This window comes from Sphingobium sp. TomTYG75, assembly GCF_054771635.1.
In genome coordinates this window covers 1,823,095-1,841,193 of sequence record NZ_BSRE01000001.1, presented here as the reverse complement: position 1 = coordinate 1,841,193, position 18,099 = coordinate 1,823,095, and the positions used below count along the sequence as shown (strand labels likewise).

Below are 18,099 nucleotides of genomic sequence, written 5' to 3'. Positions count from 1 at the left end.
AAGAGCGGTGTCGGGCAGCGCCGCACATGCGGGAATGATGCGCGGGCGCATCCTCCCGGCACGCAAAAAAGCGGCCCGTTACCAGGCCGCTTCTTAAAGCCGAAACGAATCGAACCGAATCAGGCGGCCGGAGCAGCCTGCTTCTTGACGATGTCGCGCTTCAGACGGCGCGCCTTCAGCGACAGCTTGTCGTCGTTGGTCTTCAGCAGCCAGTTGTCCAGCCCGCCATTATGTTCAACCGAACGCAGGCCATGCGTCGACACGCGCAGCTTGACGGTGGTTTCCAGCGTTTCGGAAATCAGCGACACATTCTGCAAGTTGGGCAGGAACACGCGCTTCGTCTTGTTATTGGCGTGGGAAACATTGTGACCCACCTGGCGACCCTTGCCGGTCAGCTCGCAAATGCGCGACATAGTCAATCAACCTTGTAGTTCATGTTCGTTCGGAAAGCGGCGCCAGTAGCGGGATTCCGGAAAGCCGTCAACCCGCCCACCGGCCAGATCGGATCGCTTTCGCAACCCTTTCCACGGCTCGGACGTTTGCAGCCGATAGACGAAAGGAGGGAGCAATGCGACTCATTGGTGGCTTGTTGGTGATTGTTTTGCTGGTGCTGGCCGCTGGCATCGCGACCGGCTTCATCGACCTGCAAAAGACGCAGGAGGGCAGCCTGCCCAAAATCGCCGTGGAAGGCGGGCAAATGCCAAAGTTCCAGGCCGACGTGGCCAAGGTCGAAGTGGGCACGCGGAACGAAACCGTCGAAGTGCCGACCGTCGATGTGAAGAAGCCCTGATCATTTTATAGACGATAGCTATGCTGTAAGGGCTGGCGGATGGCACCGCCCTTTCCGCTTCCCGAACCTATGCGCCGCGCGCTCGAACTCGCACGCGCGGCTGAACTTGCGGGCGAGGTGCCGATCGGCGCCGTCGTCACGCTCGACGGGCGGATCGTTGGCGAAGGAGAAAATCGCAACCGGCGCGATTGCGATCCTACCGCCCATGCTGAGATCGTTGCGCTTCGGGCTGCGGCGGAAGGGCTGGGCGATTTCCGCCTCACCGGCTGCGACCTTTGGGTAACGCTGGAGCCCTGCCCGATGTGCGCAGGGGCCATATCCCACGCACGCATCGCCCGGCTATATTATGGTGCTGCTGACCCCAAAGGCGGCGCGATCGAGCAAGGGCCTCGACTTTTCACCCAACCTCAATGCCTGCACCGACCTGAAGTCTATGGCGGACTGGGCGAAGCGGAAGCGTCAGCGCTGCTGCGTGACTTTTTCGCTGCCCGCCGCTGAATAATCGATGCGATAGAGGGTGTAGGGCAAGGCGAAGCCGCTCTTCAACGCCACGGGATGCAGCCAGCCGGGAACATCGCCCCGCATCAACCCCGCATAAAAGCCGCGAGGGCTGCGGGATTGGTAAACCGTCCCTTCCGGAAAGCCCGGGCAGATCAGCAGGTAGGTCGCATGATGCCGCGCGGCGATCGGCCGAAATGCGTCCGCCGGTCCGTCGAAGGCATGGTGCAGGTCCAGAATAACCGTGCCATTGCGATGATAGGGACCCGCGATCGCGCTATGATGCGTGGTCGCGATCAGGCGCGGCCCCAGGTCCACCATTGTGAAAATGGTAGCGGAAGGAAGCTGGTTCAGCACCTCCAGCGCGGGCAGCGACCGGCAGCGGCCATTGGCCTTGCTGATCGACTGTAGTCGAGTCTTCGCCGCCGGGCGTTGTACTTTGGGCTTCTCACCAGTCACGCTGACCCACAACTGATTGATCTGCGGATAAAGCGGCGTCGCGAACGCTGCTACGGCAAGCAGTGCGGCTCCGACGATGCCGACCACACGCGCAAGAGGCCTGCCGAAGAATATAAGCTGAAGCACACGGTGCGCTGCCCAAGCCGCCGGTGGGATGGCGAGCAGCTGCGCCGCTGGTCCGGCCCGCAACTGCCAAAAGAGAAGCGCCGTCGAGAATAGCATCATCAGCCCGACCGTCGCCCAGGCCCACAGCCGGTCGCTGTCACGCCGCGACTCCCAAAGCGCCCAGATCAGTCCGAACAGCCCCGCAACCGGAATGGCCATCAGCGGCACGATCAGGCTCCACGCCTGAACCGTGATCGGCTTGGCCTCACGAATATTGGCGAGCCACAGCCGCTCCAGTTCCGGCGAAATCTGATAGGCGCCCGTCAGGCATTGCGGCCAATTGAGCCATGCAAAGGCCGCGACGGCGCCCCCCACCAGCACGCCAGCGCACAGCCGGGCCTGCCAGCTGCGTAGTGGCAGCAGCGCCAGCAGTGTCATGCCCGCGCCCACTGCCCCGAATATGGCGACCCAGATAGGCGAGATAGCGTCGCACACCATCTGCCGGTTTGCGTAGCTTGCAAACAGCAGGAACAGGATGGAAACCGAGCCAGCAAGGCTCAGCGCATAGGGCAGCATCCGCCTCGCCGCGCCTTCCTTGAATACCCAACGAAGCGCGATCAGCGCCCCGCCCGCCGCCAGATAGACGATCATCTCCATACCGATGGTGATCGACAACGCGCTGCTCACCCCCGCCACGATGCCGCCGCGCAGCCAGTTACGGTCGATCAGCCCCGCGAGCATCAGTACCGTCAGGGCCAGCTGCCACCCATGATGATCGACCCGCATCGGCAGGAACATGCTGATGCCCATCTGCGCCGCGAAGGGGGCCAGGGCGGCCAGTATCCAGCCATTGCCTCCAGCGAGGCGGCGCGCAATGAAACCCAGCCCCAGCATCAGCGGCAACAAAGGGATCATCGGCGCAATCGCGCAGGCCAGCCGATCCGCCAGCCCCTGCTCCAGAAACGCGCGGAAGAACAGCATCAGCGCCGCGATCGGCAGATCGACCAGCCGCGACCAGTGAATGTTGAACCCGGCAGGCGGATCAAGCCGATATTGCCTCAGATCATACCAGCCCTGCCCCGCCAGCCAGTCCTTGACCTGCAAATACCGCATATTGTCGTCGGTATCGTTGAGCGTCAGCCAGTGGATGGCGGGCCAGCGCGAATAGAGCAGCCAGGTCACGGCCGCGACCCACATCAGGAAGGTCAGCCATTTCCAGTGCACCTGCGCCCATGCAGACGTCCAAACCAGGGCGCGCCGGGATCTTTCCCGCAGGGTGAAGCCGCTTTGCAAGTTCATGGCCGGTGGATTAGAGCGTTCGCATCAAATCGCAACGGGGCCTTCATGAAATTGCTGTCACGTCTGACGCCGGAACGGCAGGCCCTGTTCTGGCAGATCGTGCGATATGGCCTCAGCGGCCTGTTCATCACAGCCTGCCAGGCCACCATCTACTGGACGCTCGCGGCGCTAGCCGGATGGCACCCGCAGCTTGCCAACACGACCGGTTATGTGGCGGCAGTCCTGATCGGCTATGTCACCCACAGCCTCTTCACCTTCCGTGATCAGGATAGCGACGGGAACCATGCGGCGCGCGGCGTCAAGTTCGTGGCCGTGTCCCTGCTTAGCTATGCTTTGAACGCCCTCTGGGTCTTCCTCTGCGTCACCCATATGAAATGGCCGGAATGGTCGCCCATCCCGGCCATGATATTCGTGACGCCAGCAGTGGTGTTCGGCCTCAATCGCCAATGGGTGTTCCGCTAGGCGCGCGTCAATGGACGAAGCGGGCGACGACATCCCTGTACGACCGGCTGACCTTCACCTGAGCGCCTGATTCCAGCACCAGGAAGCATTCGCCATTGGTGTGCGGCTTCACCTGCCGCACTTGGCTGAGATTGACGATGGTCGACCGATGCACCCGCTGGAAATTGCGCGGGTCGAGCCGCTTCTCCAGATCCTTCATCGTCTCCCGCAGGATGAGCGAATTGTCCGCCGTATAGATGCACATATAGTCGCCAGCGGCATCGATCCGCTCGATCGAATCGACATCGACGCGGAAAATCTGCCCCCGGTCCTTGATGTTGATAAGCTTCTCGAACCGATTTGAAGATGGCGCCTCTTCATCCGCGTTGAAATCGTTCATGGCATCGGGCGCGACCTCCGCCAGCACCTCGCGCAGCTTCTCCGCTTCCTGCACCTGCTTCTTTTCCGACAGGCGCTGACGCACGCGGTCCAGCGCGTCGGCAAGCCGCCCTTCATCCACCGGCTTCATCAAATAATCCACTGCCTGCGCCTCAAAGGCACGAATCGCATGATCGCTATAAGCGGTGCAGAAAATGAACAGCGGCGGCTCAACCTCCATCAGGCCCTGAACGACGGAAAAGCCATCGAATCCCGGCATCTGAATGTCGAGGAACACAAGGTCGGGTTTATGCGTCTTTATCGCGCGGATGGCTTCGCGGCCATTCGAGCAGGTTTCAACAATTTCGACATCCTCATGCGCTTCCAGACGCAGCTTGAGGCCTTGAATAGCCAGGCTTTCGTCATCGACGAGGATTGTTCTGATGGTCATGCGGCCACTTTCGATGGTTCATCCAGATTAAGCGGCATTTCGATATGGACCGAAAAGCCGCTTGGCGTGGAACGCGTTTCAAAGCTCTGTCGTTCCCCGAACGCTTGAATCAGGCGATCGCGGATATTCGCCAGGCCAACGCCTGTCCCCTCGCTCATTGGGATGTTCGGGCGAGTGAACCCCTCGTTCAATCCCGGGCCGCTATCCGATACGACGATCCGGACATTTTCACCGGCAGGCTGCGCCGTGATGGAGATTTCGGCGCCTTCTTCCTTGGGGGTGACCGCATATTTGATGGCATTTTCCACCAGCGGCTGGAGCAGCAGGGAAGGCAATCGCGACTGCGCGACGGCCGGATCGATGTTGAATACCGGCCGCAGGCGGTCCTCGAACCGCATCTTCTCAATCTCCAGATAGAGTTTGAGCGTCTCCACCTCCTGCTCGATCGTCACCTGCGCCGTGGGTTCATTGATCAGGGTATAGCGCAAAAAGGACGACAGGCGTGAGAGCATCGCGTTGGCGCGATCCGTCTGCTTCAAAAGCACCAGCGTCGATATGCTGTTCAGCGTATTGAACAGGAAATGCGGATTGAGCTGATAGCGCAACATCGCCAGTTGCGCGCTCGACGCCTGATTTTCCAGATGCAGCAGCTGGTCCGCCTGCTCCTCCACCTGAAGGTAGAAGTTGATGGCATAGTAAAGCGCCGACCAGGCACCCAGCAGCGTTATGCTGAGATAAAAGGCGCCAAGGAAGAGTTGCAGCCCCGCCGTTTCGCTCGCCCGGTTCTGGGTCGAAAAAACCCAGGCGTCGATAAAGGCGACCAGTCCAGCCGCCATTACCACGGTAACGATCGAAGCACCCCAGGTGATGATCGGCCGCTGTCGTTGCAGAAATCGGAAGATGACCGCGATCAGCAGGGTCACCGAATAGCCCGACACAGTGGAAATCATCACCGGGATCAGGCTGGACAGCGGCTGCCCATTGGCGATGGTGGACGACCCACGCAGCAGGAACGCACCCGCCCAACCGACGGATTGCAGGTTCCAGAAAGCGCGGTTCTTGTCAGCGAAAAAAGGCTGAGGCTGAATAGGTTGAACAGACATCGCCGTCAGCCTAGGCGAATTGAGGTTCAGGGTGAAGCCACCCAAGTTACGCCGCCGTAGCAGCTTCCTGATCCATCGGCGTGACCTCGTCGGGGCAAAGCCAGACAAGGTCCTTTAGTTCCAGCGCCCGGCCATCATGCGCCTGAATGGTCACACGGCGAATCGGCTGGCCATCGCGCTTGTCCGCCAGCACCTGGCAAGACGGCGATCCGCATCCCCATTTCTCGCCCCATTGACGCAATGCGATCATGACCGGGGCCAGTTCCTGCCCCTTTTCCGTCAAGCGATATTCGATCTTGCGCCGGTCGCACTGCATCGGCTGACGCAGCATGATCCCGTTCTCGACCAGCCGCGAAAGCCGGTTCGCCAGGATGTTGCGCGCGATACCGAGCGACGATTGAAAATCTTCAAAATGCCGGATGCCCGACAATGCGCCGCGCAGGATGAGAAACGACCAGCGCTCGCCCATCGCTTCCAGCGCGCTGGGGAGCGCGCACTGTTCCAGGTCCTGCGCCAGATTATGTTTCATCGTCCGTCTAGATAGCTCAAAGCCACAGCCCATGCAAAAGAGCAGCCATTTTGTCCAAAGATGGGATTTTTTTGTTGCACAGCAAGATGCTTCCCGGACAATCGGGTCACGATGCTGCGTCAATATGAACTTGTTGAGCGGGTGAAGCGCTACGATCCGGATGCGGACGAGGCGATGATCAACCGCGCCTACGTCTTCTCCGTCCAGAAACACGGGTCCCAGAAGCGCGCCAGCGGCGACCCCTATTTCAGCCATCCGATCGAAGTGGCGGGCATTCTTACCGACTTCAGCCTGGACGACCAGACGATCGTGACCGCGCTGCTGCACGATACGATAGAGGACACGCTCGTCACCTATGACGAGATTGAGAGCGCGTTCGGCAAGGACGTCGCCAAGATGGTCGATGGCGTCACCAAGCTGTCGAAGATTGAAGCGATGTCGGAAAATGAGCGGGCGGCGGAGAATCTCCGCAAATTCCTGCTCGCCATGTCGGACGATATTCGCGTTCTGCTGGTGAAGCTGGCCGACCGGCTGCACAATATGCGAACGCTGCACTTCATCAAGAATGAGCAGAAGCGCCGCCGCATCGCCCGCGAGACAATGGACATCTACGCCCCGCTTGCGGAGCGGATCGGCATGTATGATTTCATGCGCGAGATGCAGCTGCTCGCCTTCCGGGAGCTTGAGCCGGAAGCCTATGACAGCATCACCAAGCGGCTCGAACAGCTGAAGGAAGGCGGCCATGGCAAGGTCGATCGCATCGGCGCGGAACTGCAACTGCTGCTGGGCGGCAAGAACCTGTCCGTCACCGTGTCAGGCCGCGAAAAGCACCCCTATTCCATCTGGAAGAAGATGCAGGAACGGCACATCAGCTTTGAACAGCTGACCGACGTCATGGCCTTCCGCGTCATCACCGAAACGACAGAGGACTGCTACCGCGCGTTGGGCGTCATCCACCAGACCTACAAAATGGTGCCGGGCCGGTTCAAGGATTACATCTCCACGCCCAAGCGCAACGGTTATCGCTCGTTGCACACCACGGTGATCCATCAGGATAACGCCCGGATCGAGGTGCAGATTCGCAGCCGCGACATGCACAACGACGCCGAACTCGGCCTGGCCGCGCACTGGGCCTACAAGCAGAAGGGCGACGCGGCCGATCATCATGCGGCATGGCTGCGCGACCTGGTCGAAATCCTGGAACAGAGCCAGGATGCGGACGAGCTGCTCGAACATACCCGCATGGCGATGTATCAGGACCGGATCTTCGCCTTCTCGCCCAAAGGCGAGCTGCACCAGCTACCCAAGGGATCCACGCCGGTGGACTTCGCCTATGCCGTCCATACCTCGCTGGGCAACCAGACGGTCGGCGCCAAGGTAAACGGCCGCGTCGTGCCCTTGCGTACCGGCCTTGAAAATGGCGATCAGGTCGAAATCCTGAAATCGGAAGGGCAGGAGCCGCAGCCGGGTTGGCTCACCTTTGCGATCACCGGCAAGGCCCGCGCAGCGATCCGTCGCTATATTCGCCAGAAACAGCGCGGCGAGGAAGTTGCGCTGGGTGAGAAGCTCTATGAGGAAATCATCGGCCGCTTCTCGCCCGAATTGGCGAGCGAATTGGGTGACAAGGCGCTGAAGGCCGCGCTGAAGCGGCTAAAGCTGGATGATCGCGGGTCTCTGATGGTGGCCATCGCTACTCATCGCCTGCTCGATTCAGAGGTGATGGAGGCTCTTATCCCCGGCTCCACCAGCGTAGACGGGATTGAGGAAGCCCATCCGCGCCAGCACGCGCCCGTCTCGATCCGCGGCCTGACGCCCGGTATCGCCTATAATCTGGGCGACTGCTGCCACCCTGTACCCGGCGACCGCATCGTCGGTGTACGCCGCACGGGCGAACCGATCGAGGTGCACACCATTGACTGCCGATCGCTCGAAGCCGGGCAGGACGACGATTGGGTCGATCTCAGCTGGGACAGCAAGTCCAAGGGCGGAACCGCGCGGCTCCAGGTCATCGTCAAGAACCAGCCCGGCGCGCTTGCCGCCGTCGCCAACGTGTTCGGCGCGACCAAGGCGAACATTCTGAACCTCCAGCTGGTGAACCGCGAAGGGCCGTTCCACACCGACATCATCGATCTGGAAGTCAACGACGCCCAGCACCTGAACCGCATTCTCTCCGCGTTGCGAGCACTGGACGCGGTAGTACAGGCCGACCGGGTTTAGGGCAGCAGCATCTCCCCCTCCCGCAAGCGGGAGGGGGCCGGGGGGTGGGCTAGCGCAACGCAAGATCTTATTCTTAAGCAGCACGCCAACAAAGGCTGGCATCTCGGGCAAAAGCGCTGACCGCGGATCTTCTCCCTCTCCCCTTCAGGGGAGAGGGCCGGGGAGAGGGGAATGACGAGCCGCAGCTCCTTATGGCCCCTCTCCCGCCATCGCTTCGCTCGGCACCCTCTCCCCTGAAGGGGAGAGGGAATGTTCCTATCAGTCGCGAGCCATCCCCACCTGTATCCCCAACATCACACCCCCCGCAAAAACCATCCTATTTCCCCCACACCCTCCCATTCCCGCTGTCCTACACAGCCCCAACCTGCCTATCTCCCAGCCCTCTTTGAAACGTCGAACCGCTTCCCATGACGCCCACGCGCGCCCGGGCACGCGCGCGCATATGGTGTGAACTTCGGGACAAAAATGGCGCTTTTCCGCCATTCCCTACGTCACTTTCAACTTTCGCGTGACAGCAAACCTCCAATTCTGTAGAGGCCCCCGCAGCGGACCCTTCGGGGTCTTCCGTCCGAGACAGTCGGTGAAGGGAATTTGCCCTTCTTAATTTCCGGCCTAGACGGGGAAAAGCTCTTTACCGGCCGGACCTTGTGTCCTGTCCGGGTCTGCCTGTTCTCCTCAAGGGATACGGGCCAGTCGATCTCTCCCCTTCGGACTTTAAGTGCCCCGCGTTCGCGCGGGTTTTAGTCGTTTGCTGGTTCGCCAGCGAACATGAAGTGGAGAATGGCATGGATCGTAATCAGAAAGCTGAGGTCGTTTCCGCGCTGAACGCACATCTGGCAGATGTTGGCGTGGTCGTCGTGACCCGCAACCTCGGCATGACGGTCGCACAGTCGACCCAATTGCGTCAGAAGATGCGTGCAGCCGGTGGCACCTACAAGGTTACGAAGAACCGCCTCGCCAGAATCGCCTTTGAAGGCACCGACTATACCGCGCTCAGCAGCCTGCTGACCGGTCCTGTCGGCCTCGCCTCCTCGGCCGATCCGGTTGCCGCCGCCAAGGTTGCAGTCGAATTCGCCAAGACCAACGACAAGCTTGAGATCGTTGGTGGCGCAATGGGCGAAGTGCTGCTCGATGTAGAGGGCGTCAAGGCGCTCGCATCGTTGCCGTCGCTGGATGAACTGCGTGCGAAGATCGTTGGGCTGCTCGTTGCACCCGCGACCAAGCTCGCGACCGTCACCCAGGCACCGGCTGCGCAGCTCGCGCGGGTCTTCAACGCCTATGCGGAAAAGAACGCGGCCTAATCGCCGCGGTCCTACCGACAAGACAGGTTATCAACTTTCAATTGAGGGGCTCATGCCCCGCCCAGAAGGGAATATAGTAACATGGCAGACATCAACGCACTGGTCGATCAGCTCTCGGCCCTCACCGTCCTCGAAGCCGCTGAGCTGTCGAAGGCTCTGGAAGAAAAGTGGGGCGTTTCGGCCGCTGCTGCCGTCGCCGTCGCCGGTCCGGCTGCTGGCGCCGCTGCTCCGGCTGCTGAAGAGCAGACCGAGTTCGACGTGATCCTCACCGGCGACGGTGGCAAGAAGATCAACGTCATCAAGGAAGTCCGCGCCATCACCGGCCTGGGTCTGACCGAAGCCAAGGCGCTCGTCGAAGGCGCGCCCAAGGCTGTCAAGGAAGGCGCCAGCAAGGACGAAGCCGAGAAGATCAAGAAGCAGCTGGAAGAAGCCGGCGCGACTGTCGAGCTCAAGTAATCGGTTTTGCTCCGCCCCGCGCGGAGCACCGATCCAGCTCAGCTGGAACAAGGGCGGTATCTTCGGATGCCGCCCTTTTCTATACGGATACAGCGGAGCAGCCTGCCTGAGTACGTCTGGATCAGTCGACCCTAAACGCGCCCCAGCGCTTCTATAAGCGCCTGCCCAAACTCCTTTACGGCCACATCACCAACGCCCGCGTCCAAAGCCTCCTCCAACGCGGACGCATGGCCGCCAATATCGGCATAGCCAAAAATCCCGGCCACGCCCGCCAGTCCATGGGCGAGATGCAAAAGGCGGGAGCGATCCCCTGCTTCAAGCGCCGAAATGATGGCGCTCCGATCGGACGCGGCCCGCTCATGGAAGCGCTGTCGCAACTTCTGCATTTGCGCTTCCGCATCACTCATGGCTCCAGCAATGTCCGCACGGTCCCCGCGAGGCTCATCGGATCGAACGGCTTGGCAAGCACGGTTCGCGCACCGAGGGCCTTGAGGTTCGTCACGTGCCGTGGATGAGTTTTGGCCGTGATGAATGCGACGGGAATTGTCGCGGTGGCGGGCTCAACCTGCAACGCCGCCAAAGTCGCAGGCCCATCCATGCCCGGCATCATCACGTCAAGCAGGATGAGAGCAGGCTGCCACTGTCTCGCCTGCTCCAACGCTTCCGCACCCGAGGCCGCCGTTCGCACCTCGAACTCCGGGTCCAGCTCAAGCGACATGGCCGCGATCTCCCGCAGGTCTGCCTCATCATCGACATAAAGAATGCGGGTCAACTCGGGCCTTTCTGTCAATTCGGCATCACAGTGGCAATTCGACAATAAACGTCGCCCCTGTTTCCGCCGCGGAATCCATCGCGATGCTTCCGCCATGCGCCTCTACGATGCCTTTGCTGATTGCGAGGCCGAGACCTGTGCCCGCATGGCCGTGCTGATGCGCACCGTCCTCCTGCTCAAAACGCTTGAACAGCCGCGCGCGAAACTCCGGCGAAATCCCCGGCCCCTTGTCAGCAACGCTGATCCGGGCGACGTCCCCCGCCCGCTCAAGGGAAACACGCACCGTCCCACCCGAGGGCGAAAATTTGCAAGCGTTGGACAGTAGGTTGGTCATCACCTGACACAGGCGATTGCCATCAACCTTCGCAACGACCGCTTCGGCCGGGCGGTCGAATTCAAGCTTAACACTGAAGCGCTCGGCATATGGCTCAATCTGCTCGATCGCCTCGATCAGCAGCAAGCCCAATTCCCGCCCGTCGAAATGGAAGACCAGCTTCCCCGACTGAAGTTTGTCCATGTCCAGCAGGTCATTGACCAGATGGATCAGCCGCTCCGCATTCTTGCTGCCGATCGCGACCAGTTGTTTGGCCCTGTCAGGCAATTCGCCAGCGGCGCCACCCGCCATTAGTCCCAATGCACCGGAGATAGCGGTCAACGGCGTCCGCAATTCATGACTGACGGTCGATACCAGTTCGTCCTTCAGGCGGCTGATCTGCCGTTCCTGCGTCACATCCCGCGCCGTCATGATGAACCGCCCCCCACGGATCGATTCCCGGCGGATATCGAGGATGCGACCGTTCCGGCGCTGAATCTCCAACCGACGACTGTCGCTGGTGCGGATAGAATCGACGAAGCCCGCGACGATCTGATCCGGGTCACCGGGGCCCAGTTCGCCGCGCTGTGCGGTCAGGCGGATAAGCTCACGTGCGTCCCTTCCGCCCGTCACGCTATCGGGATCATAATCGAACAGATCGACAAAGGCTTGGTTCCACAGCATCAGCCGCAGGTCCCGATCCACCACCGCGACGCCGCCACTGACGTTTTCCACTGTTAGCTTCAGCAACTGGCGTTCGTCATCAAGCTTGCGCCGATGTTCGTCAGCCGCAAATCCTTCGACCCGCAATTCGATGAGGTCGATCACCGTCCGTGCCAGCTGGGCGAGCCGCTGCCGATGTGCCTCGCTGAAATCACGCGGCTTGTAATCGACGATGCACAAGGTCCCAAGCGGCTGGCCATTGGCCACCCGCAAGGGCGCACCGGCGTAGAAGCGGACGTGCGGCGGCCCTGTGACCAATGGGTTGCCGCTAAACCTCGGATCCTTCGTCGCATCCGGCACCACCATGACCTCCGGTTGCAGGATCGCGAAGGCGCAAAAGGCGACATCCCGCGAGGTATGGGTTTCATCTATCCCGCACGCGCCGCGAAAACATTGCGTGTCTGATCCCACGATCGACACCAGCGACATGGGCACATCGAACAGGTCAGCTGCGAACTGGGTTATATGGTCGAACGGGCGTTCCCGACCGATGCCGCCAAGCCGGTAATGTTCCAGCGCTCGCAACCGATCGGCCTCGTCCCCCGGAATGGGAGGCTTCATGCCTTGGGCATCCTTGGGCTGCCGCTCCTGCATCGTTGGCATCGGTCCTCAAGTCCCGCTTATGATCACGGCACCAATCGACACCTTAACTGCAACGAAATCAACACCTTCCTTGAGAAGCAATGTCAAAGCGGATCAGGATCGAGGTAGAGATAGCGCGCGTCGAACTCCGCGAGGGCCTTCAAACCCTCAAGATCAAGGATCTGCGCTTCGCCCCGCTGATATTTCAAAAGCCCCCGGTCGCGGAGCAATCTGAGCGTGCGGTTTACATGGACCGAAGTCATACCAAGGCTGTCGGCGAGCTGAGATTGGCTCATCCCGATATAGAACCGGTCGCTCGCCTGATCGATCACCTGTAGACGGACATATAGTTCGCAAAAAAGAGCCGCCATCCGGCCCGCCGCCGAACGCTGACCGAGCGACAATTCCCATTCGCGGCTCATGCACGCATCCAGGTTTGTGCTGAACCAGTACAGACGGCCGATACGCGGCCACTGCTCGATCAACTGGCGGATTTGCTCATGGGGCACCAGGGTCACGACGCAATCCGTCAGCGTCATGACATCATGCTCCAGCCGTTTCAGCGTGAAGCCATGAATGTCGACAAAGTCGCCCGCTAGGTGGATTTGCGTGATCTGCCGCTTGCCATCCGCCAAATCCTTGAAGCGGCACATCACCCCTTCGAGCAGCAATGTGCTGGCCTCAAGAGGTTCGCCCTCATGCACGATAATGCTGTTGCGAGGCACATGACGGCCCGGCGGCGTGATCGCCCGGATGGCCTCTTCCTCTTCCGGAGATAACGGGTGACGGAATCTAAGTTTGGCGAGATGAGCCTCTACCATCGCGGTCTCCTGGGGCGAGCCGGAGACACACAGCCTCGCTGAAGGACACTCGTCCCATCTGTACGCCAGAATCACTCCTTATGTCGATCCAGCCCGTCAGATCGACGACGCCCATCAGCACTTCCTCGCTCAGGATCGAGCGTATGCTGCTTACGGCAAGAGCGCGGGCATCAGCCTCTTCGGCCAACTCCCGCCCCTCGTCATCGCGGGTAAAGCCGGTGCCATTGTGAAGATCGAAATGAAGGCGGCGCATGGCATGGGGAACGCCGCCTTTGACGGTAAGTTTCACGCAGCTCAAGACGCACACTTCATGCCGCGCGCTTGGAGCCGACTTTTCTGCTATTTAACGCGCCGCGAGGAGGATCGGCCGATCGGCCGCCGCCTGCGCAAAGTGTTGAGCGCGCAAACTGCTCAGCATGTTGTCCCTGTCCGTCGCATCATTCGCCACAATCACCCATGCCTCGAACTTCGACCCAGGGCGCACCTCCTGCGGTAAGGGGTAAAGCGATCCCATCGATCGGATAGCGCGCATCGATATGCGATCGACACTGCGGGATGCCGAAGAGCCCGCCAGAGAAATATTCTCCGGCCGCCCTTGTTCTCCCAGACGGAACTGCACGCGGGAATATCCGATCGATGCTCCATCACGATAAAGGGAAGTTGCCTGGCGGATGCTCCGCGACAATCTTGATGCTGTCCGATCCGTCCACTTTTCATAGCTTATTGCGCTTTTATCGGGTGCTACCACCGTCAGTTGCCCAGATCCCTGCCTAGCATCTGCCGCCATCGGCACAGCCAAGCAGACGCAAAGCGCCGCCATCACAGGCTTGGCATACATAGAGGCCTCCTCTGTTTCTCTAGCAATTTTTACTGAAAGGCCGCTGCGGCAGCGTCGGACCAGCCGAGAGCAGCGGCTGCTTATATATTGCAAAGCCGCGTGGCCGGGTAACAAATTATCGCCAATGAAGTCATGGGCATAAGAATTATTTCATCGGAGCTTAATTTATCGATCGAAAGTAATTTACCCGCTTAACTTGTTTTAGCTTGGCAAAAGACAGCGTTAAACCGCTACCCTCATTGGATTTTGATGGATTTACCTTACGGCAACGCCGCACGACTCAGGCGGAAATCGCCAAGCCGACGGCTTCCCCAACCTTGATGCCATCAATGGCCGCCGACAATATGCCGCCTGCATAGCCCGCGCCTTCGCCAGCGGGGTAAAGTCCGGCCACATTCAGGCTCTGAAAATCCTTGCCTCGTGTGATGCGGATGGGGGATGAGGTTCGGGTTTCGACACCGGTCATGACCGCATCAGGGTGATCATAATTGGCAATCTGTCGGCCAAATGCGGGCAGCGCCTCGCGAAAGGCGTCGATTGCAAAGTCAGGCAGGCAAAGGGACAGATCGGTCATGGTGACGCCCGGCTTGTAGGAAGGGATGACCTCCCCGAGCGCTTCTGAGGGACGCCGCGCCATGAAATCGCCGACCTTTTGGCCTGGAGCCCAGTAGGAAGAGCCGCCTGCGACAAAGGCCTGGCTTTCCCAATGCCGCTGAAGGTCGATGCCCGCCAAAGGCCCTCCCGGAAAATCCCGCTCCGGCTCTACGCCAACCACCAGGCCTGAATTGGCGTTGAATTCCGCACGGCTATATTGGCTCATGCCGTTGGTGACGACACGTCCTTCTTCAGACGTGGCAGCGACCACGCGCCCGCCGGGACACATACAGAAGCTGTAAACGGTGCGGCCATTCTCGCAATGATGCGCAAGGCTGTAGGCCGCCGCTCCAAGTACCGGGTGACCCGCGCAATTGCCGTAGCGGGCTCGATCGATCCAGCTTTGTGGATGCTCGATCCGCACCCCGATTGAAAATGGCTTGGCTTCGATATGAACGCCGCGCCGGTGCAACATCTCGAAAGTCGGGCGGGCGCTGTGTCCGACGGCAAGCACAACATGGTCGGCCTCTATAAAGCTGCCGTTGGAAAGGTGCAGTCCGCGCAGGCGCTGCGTTCCGTCGCCTTGCCGCTCCATCTCCAGTTCATCGACCTTGTGCTGCCAGCGATATTCGCCGCCCAGTTGCTCGATCTGGCGGCGCAGGCTTTCGACCATGCTGACGAGGCGAAACGTCCCAATATGGGGATGCGCTTCGGTCAAAATATCTTCAGGCGCGCCCGCAGCGACAAATTCCTCCAGCACCTTGCGGCCCAGGAATCGCGGGTCCTTCACGCGGCAATAGAGCTTGCCATCCGAAAAGGTGCCCGCGCCGCCTTCCCCGAACTGGACATTGCTGTCGGGATTCAGTTCGGCTCGCCGCCAAAGACCCCAGGTATCCTTGGTCCTCTCCCGCACAACCTTGCCACGGTCGAGGATTATGGGCCGGAAGCCCATCTGCGCGAGGATCAGTCCCGCGAAAAGTCCACATGGGCCTGCGCCCACCACGACCGGGCGTTTCCCCGACCAGCCCTGTGGCGCATGCGTGACGAAGCGGTAGTCGGTGTCCGGGCGACGGCGCACGTCGTGGTCATCCCCAAGCCGTTCAAGCACCGCGGCCTCGTCCACCAGCTCGACATCGACAGTATAAACCAGCTGGATTGCACTCTTCCGCCGGGCATCATTGCCCCGGCGCACGATGACGTGACGGACGAGGTCCGATGCCTCAATTCCCAGCCGCTCGCAAATGGCGGCAGGCATCGCATCGGCCGGGTGGTCGAGGGGCAGCTTGAGGCCGGAGAGACGCAACATGGCGCCGCCTCTAGCCGCATTTACCGCCCCGCTCCACCCCCTCATGAGGATAGGCCGCTGCCTTTTCAGAGACGCGCGCGCAGGCCCGCGTAAACCGCCCGACGTTCGATGGGATAGAAGGCCGCACTGGCCTGGTTCCCAGGGATCGATGGATCGTCCGGTTTGTAGCTTACGAGCGCTCCGATATCGCCTATCGCTCGCTTACCCGTCAGATTGCGTGCATCGACGAACAGGCTGACGCCCTTCGTCAACTGCGCCTGCGCCCCGATGTTGAACGTCGCATAGCCATCAACCCGCTTGCTATTGCTATAATCGACCCAAGCACCCTGCGGCACCCATTCCACAGCCGGAGCGATGCTGGCGCGATCGGTTCCCAGCTTAACTTCCGCCCGGTAGAAATGACGTGGCACGACGGGGAGGCGGTTGTCGCCAAATTGCGCGTCATTACGAAAACGGAAGTCGCTATACTGGTAGACCTGGCGCAACGTCGCCCACGGCGCGAGGGTTAGGTCCAGCGCAGCTTCGATGCCCTGGTGCCGCGTCCGGCCCGCGTTGAATGTCGCGGCCGGGATGATGCCCGGCTGGACATTATATTGCAGCAACTCGCCTTTCAGGTCCGCGCGATAGAGGCTTATGTCCCAACGGGCTGGCCCCATGCTGCCACGCGTGCCAATTTCCGCCGTCCAGGCCCGCTGCGCATCGAGTGGCGTGAAACCGGGTAGTGGCCCACTTGGTCCAGCGGCAATCTGGCCCAGTTCGATGAAGCCAGGCAACTCCACAGACCGGCTGTAATTTGCGTAGACCTGCACCGCCTGAGAGGGTGCATACAGAAGCCCGACTTTAGGCGCGAAGCTATCGAATTTCGCCTCGCCGCTGCGTGAAGGCACGAGGCGATTGTCCAGCCGCCGCTCACCATGCGTATAGATGCCACCTGCGATCAGCCATAAGCCCTGAACCGGAGCGATCCTGGCCTCCACATAGCTGTTGATCGTCTGCGCCCGCGCCTTTTGCATGGACGTGAGAGCGCCCGCTTTGCCGTCGATATTAACAAACTGCCGGAAATCACCATGGCCAAAACGTGCCTGCGTCCCCAGCGTTAGTTCGACCGGAAGCCCCCGCACCTCTCCCGAAAGGTCAAGGCTGGCGAACAGTCCACGATCCTCTGATTTCTGATCGACCACCTGATAAATGGGATGATTTAGAGCCTTCGCATTGAAATAGGCGCCGAAGGCCAATTGACCGCCGTCCAGTTCAACCGTGGTACGGTTTTGAAACCGGATGGAATCGATGTTGCGCGCCTGATCACCTGCAAAGTTGCCCTTGGCCGGGTCATTCAGCGCATCCGCTTCGGTCAGCGCTCCCGACAGCTTCTGCCGGATCGTTTGGGCGCTGACATAGAAACGGGTTTCCACCCGATCGTTCAGCTTGATCCCAACATTGCCGTTGAAACGCAAAGCGCGTCTCTCTCCGTGAGCGCGGTCCCCATCGGACCTGTCGGCGGTAATGGATGCCCAAGCGTCACCACGAGCATCGGCATAACCATAGGCCGCCTTCGCACGCAGCGTATCGAACGAGCCGCCATCTATGCGCAATTCCGCGCCCGGCATCGTCCGTCCGGTCGGTGTCACCGCATTTATGGCGCCACCCAAAGTCGATCCGCCAAGTCGCAGCGCATTGCCGCCGCGATAGACCTCCAGATGCTGGAACACCTGCGGATCCAGTTCCTGAAAGTCTCCGTTGTCGTCGGCCATGTTGATCGGGATGCCATCCTGCAACAGCGTCAGGCCCCGCATATGGAAGCTCCGCGACAGTCCGGAACCGCGTATCGAAATGCGCACCTCCTGGCCAAAGCGCGGTTGCGTGTAGACACCTGCGGAGAAGGCCAGCGCGTCGCGCAGCGATACGGCCAACTTGTCTTCGAAATCCTTGGCAGCAACGACATCGGCGCCGCCCGCCGTCCGGCTTATATGGGTAACGGCATCTTCTACTGTAGGACTGGCGGTTACGATGATACGGCCCTGGTCACCAGCTTCATCAGCGAAAGCTGGCGTGGAAAGCAGCGAACAGGCAAGAGCGCACAGCGACACGCTGCGCAAAGCGGTAAATGTAGACATGAATTCATC

19 protein-coding genes are annotated in these 18,099 nt (G+C 60.6%); 6 read left to right on the top strand and 13 right to left on the bottom strand.

Annotated elements, in window-relative coordinates:
* Positions 1-119: 119 nt before the first annotated feature.
* Positions 120-413: a 50S ribosomal protein L28 gene (gene rpmB, locus ACYU81_RS09275; RefSeq protein WP_196225248.1), complete on the bottom strand. Its 294-nt coding sequence runs from the start codon at positions 411-413 to the stop codon at positions 120-122.
* Positions 414-568: 155 nt separating this feature from the next.
* Between rpmB and ACYU81_RS09270 the strand changes: the two genes are divergently transcribed.
* Positions 569-790: a hypothetical protein gene (locus ACYU81_RS09270; RefSeq protein ID WP_196225247.1), complete on the top strand. Its 222-nt coding sequence runs from the start codon at positions 569-571 to the stop codon at positions 788-790.
* 39 nt (positions 791-829) lie between these two features.
* A complete protein-coding gene (locus ACYU81_RS09265; RefSeq protein ID WP_460987382.1) occupies positions 830-1,288 on the top strand; it encodes a nucleoside deaminase in 459 nt (152 codons plus the stop codon).
* Here the strand turns inward: ACYU81_RS09265 and ACYU81_RS09260 are convergent.
* On the bottom strand, positions 1,250-3,151 hold the full coding sequence (locus ACYU81_RS09260; protein ID WP_460987380.1) for a hypothetical protein: 1,902 nt from the start codon (positions 3,149-3,151) through the stop codon (positions 1,250-1,252). The genes ACYU81_RS09265 and ACYU81_RS09260 overlap by 39 nt on opposite strands.
* A gap of 45 nt (positions 3,152-3,196) precedes the next feature.
* Between ACYU81_RS09260 and ACYU81_RS09255 the strand changes: the two genes are divergently transcribed.
* Entirely contained in the window at positions 3,197-3,613 is a 417-nt protein-coding gene (locus tag ACYU81_RS09255) for a GtrA family protein (RefSeq protein WP_460987378.1), read from the top strand.
* Positions 3,614-3,620: 7 nt separating this feature from the next.
* Here the strand turns inward: ACYU81_RS09255 and ACYU81_RS09250 are convergent, their stop codons facing one another.
* From ACYU81_RS09250 to ACYU81_RS09240, 3 genes are read right to left on the bottom strand one after another with little or no spacing between them, the layout of a single operon-like run.
* A complete protein-coding gene (locus ACYU81_RS09250; RefSeq protein WP_196225243.1) occupies positions 3,621-4,421 on the bottom strand; it encodes a LytR/AlgR family response regulator transcription factor in 801 nt (266 codons plus the stop codon).
* Complete coding sequence (locus ACYU81_RS09245; RefSeq protein ID WP_196225242.1) at positions 4,418-5,524, bottom strand: sensor histidine kinase; 1,107 nt, start codon at positions 5,522-5,524, stop codon at positions 4,418-4,420. The genes ACYU81_RS09250 and ACYU81_RS09245 overlap by 4 nt, the downstream gene beginning before the upstream one ends.
* Before the next feature lie 46 nt (positions 5,525-5,570).
* Positions 5,571-6,053: a winged helix-turn-helix transcriptional regulator gene (locus tag ACYU81_RS09240; protein WP_460987375.1), complete on the bottom strand. Its 483-nt coding sequence runs from the start codon at positions 6,051-6,053 to the stop codon at positions 5,571-5,573.
* 111 nt (positions 6,054-6,164) lie between these two features.
* On the opposite strand from ACYU81_RS09240, the gene ACYU81_RS09235 reads away from it, so the two are divergent.
* The 3 genes from ACYU81_RS09235 (at position 6,165) to rplL (ending at position 10,027) form a co-directional block, all read left to right on the top strand.
* Positions 6,165-8,270: a RelA/SpoT family protein gene (locus tag ACYU81_RS09235; RefSeq protein ID WP_460987373.1), complete on the top strand. Its 2,106-nt coding sequence runs from the start codon at positions 6,165-6,167 to the stop codon at positions 8,268-8,270.
* A 785-nt stretch (positions 8,271-9,055) separates the two neighbouring features.
* Positions 9,056-9,571 (top strand): 50S ribosomal protein L10, encoded by a 516-nt coding sequence (gene rplJ / locus ACYU81_RS09230; RefSeq protein WP_449471020.1) that lies wholly within the window; start codon positions 9,056-9,058, stop codon positions 9,569-9,571.
* Positions 9,572-9,652: 81 nt separating this feature from the next.
* A complete protein-coding gene (gene rplL, locus ACYU81_RS09225; protein ID WP_449471019.1) occupies positions 9,653-10,027 on the top strand; it encodes a 50S ribosomal protein L7/L12 in 375 nt (124 codons plus the stop codon).
* A gap of 131 nt (positions 10,028-10,158) precedes the next feature.
* Here the strand turns inward: rplL and ACYU81_RS09220 are convergent, their stop codons facing one another.
* From ACYU81_RS09220 to ACYU81_RS09185, 8 genes are all read right to left on the bottom strand, one after another.
* Complete coding sequence (locus ACYU81_RS09220) at positions 10,159-10,434, bottom strand: Hpt domain-containing protein (RefSeq protein WP_460987370.1); 276 nt, start codon at positions 10,432-10,434, stop codon at positions 10,159-10,161.
* Positions 10,431-10,799: a response regulator gene (locus tag ACYU81_RS09215; protein WP_449471016.1), complete on the bottom strand. Its 369-nt coding sequence runs from the start codon at positions 10,797-10,799 to the stop codon at positions 10,431-10,433. Before ACYU81_RS09215 ends, ACYU81_RS09220 begins: the two co-directional genes overlap by 4 nt.
* Before the next feature lie 25 nt (positions 10,800-10,824).
* Positions 10,825-12,396, bottom strand: coding sequence for a GAF domain-containing sensor histidine kinase (locus ACYU81_RS09210; RefSeq protein ID WP_460987368.1), 1,572 nt, complete (start codon positions 12,394-12,396; stop codon positions 10,825-10,827).
* Positions 12,397-12,521: 125 nt separating this feature from the next.
* Positions 12,522-13,238, bottom strand: a complete 717-nt coding sequence (locus tag ACYU81_RS09205) for a Crp/Fnr family transcriptional regulator (RefSeq protein ID WP_460987366.1) — start codon at positions 13,236-13,238, stop codon at positions 12,522-12,524.
* The gene (locus ACYU81_RS09200; protein WP_460988153.1) at positions 13,210-13,527 is read right to left on the bottom strand and encodes a DUF6894 family protein; all 318 of its coding nucleotides are present in this window, start codon (positions 13,525-13,527) and stop codon (positions 13,210-13,212) included. Before ACYU81_RS09200 ends, ACYU81_RS09205 begins: the two co-directional genes overlap by 29 nt.
* Positions 13,528-13,581: 54 nt before the next feature.
* Complete coding sequence (locus tag ACYU81_RS09195) at positions 13,582-13,857, bottom strand: energy transducer TonB family protein (protein WP_460987364.1); 276 nt, start codon at positions 13,855-13,857, stop codon at positions 13,582-13,584.
* Between the two features lie 499 nt (positions 13,858-14,356).
* Positions 14,357-15,976 carry an NAD(P)/FAD-dependent oxidoreductase gene (locus ACYU81_RS09190; RefSeq protein WP_460987362.1) on the bottom strand — a complete coding sequence of 540 codons (1,620 nt, stop codon included), beginning with the start codon at positions 15,974-15,976 and terminating at the stop codon, positions 14,357-14,359.
* A gap of 65 nt (positions 15,977-16,041) precedes the next feature.
* Entirely contained in the window at positions 16,042-18,090 is a 2,049-nt protein-coding gene (locus ACYU81_RS09185; RefSeq protein WP_460987360.1) for a TonB-dependent receptor family protein, read from the bottom strand.
* Positions 18,091-18,099: the final 9 nt, after the last annotated feature.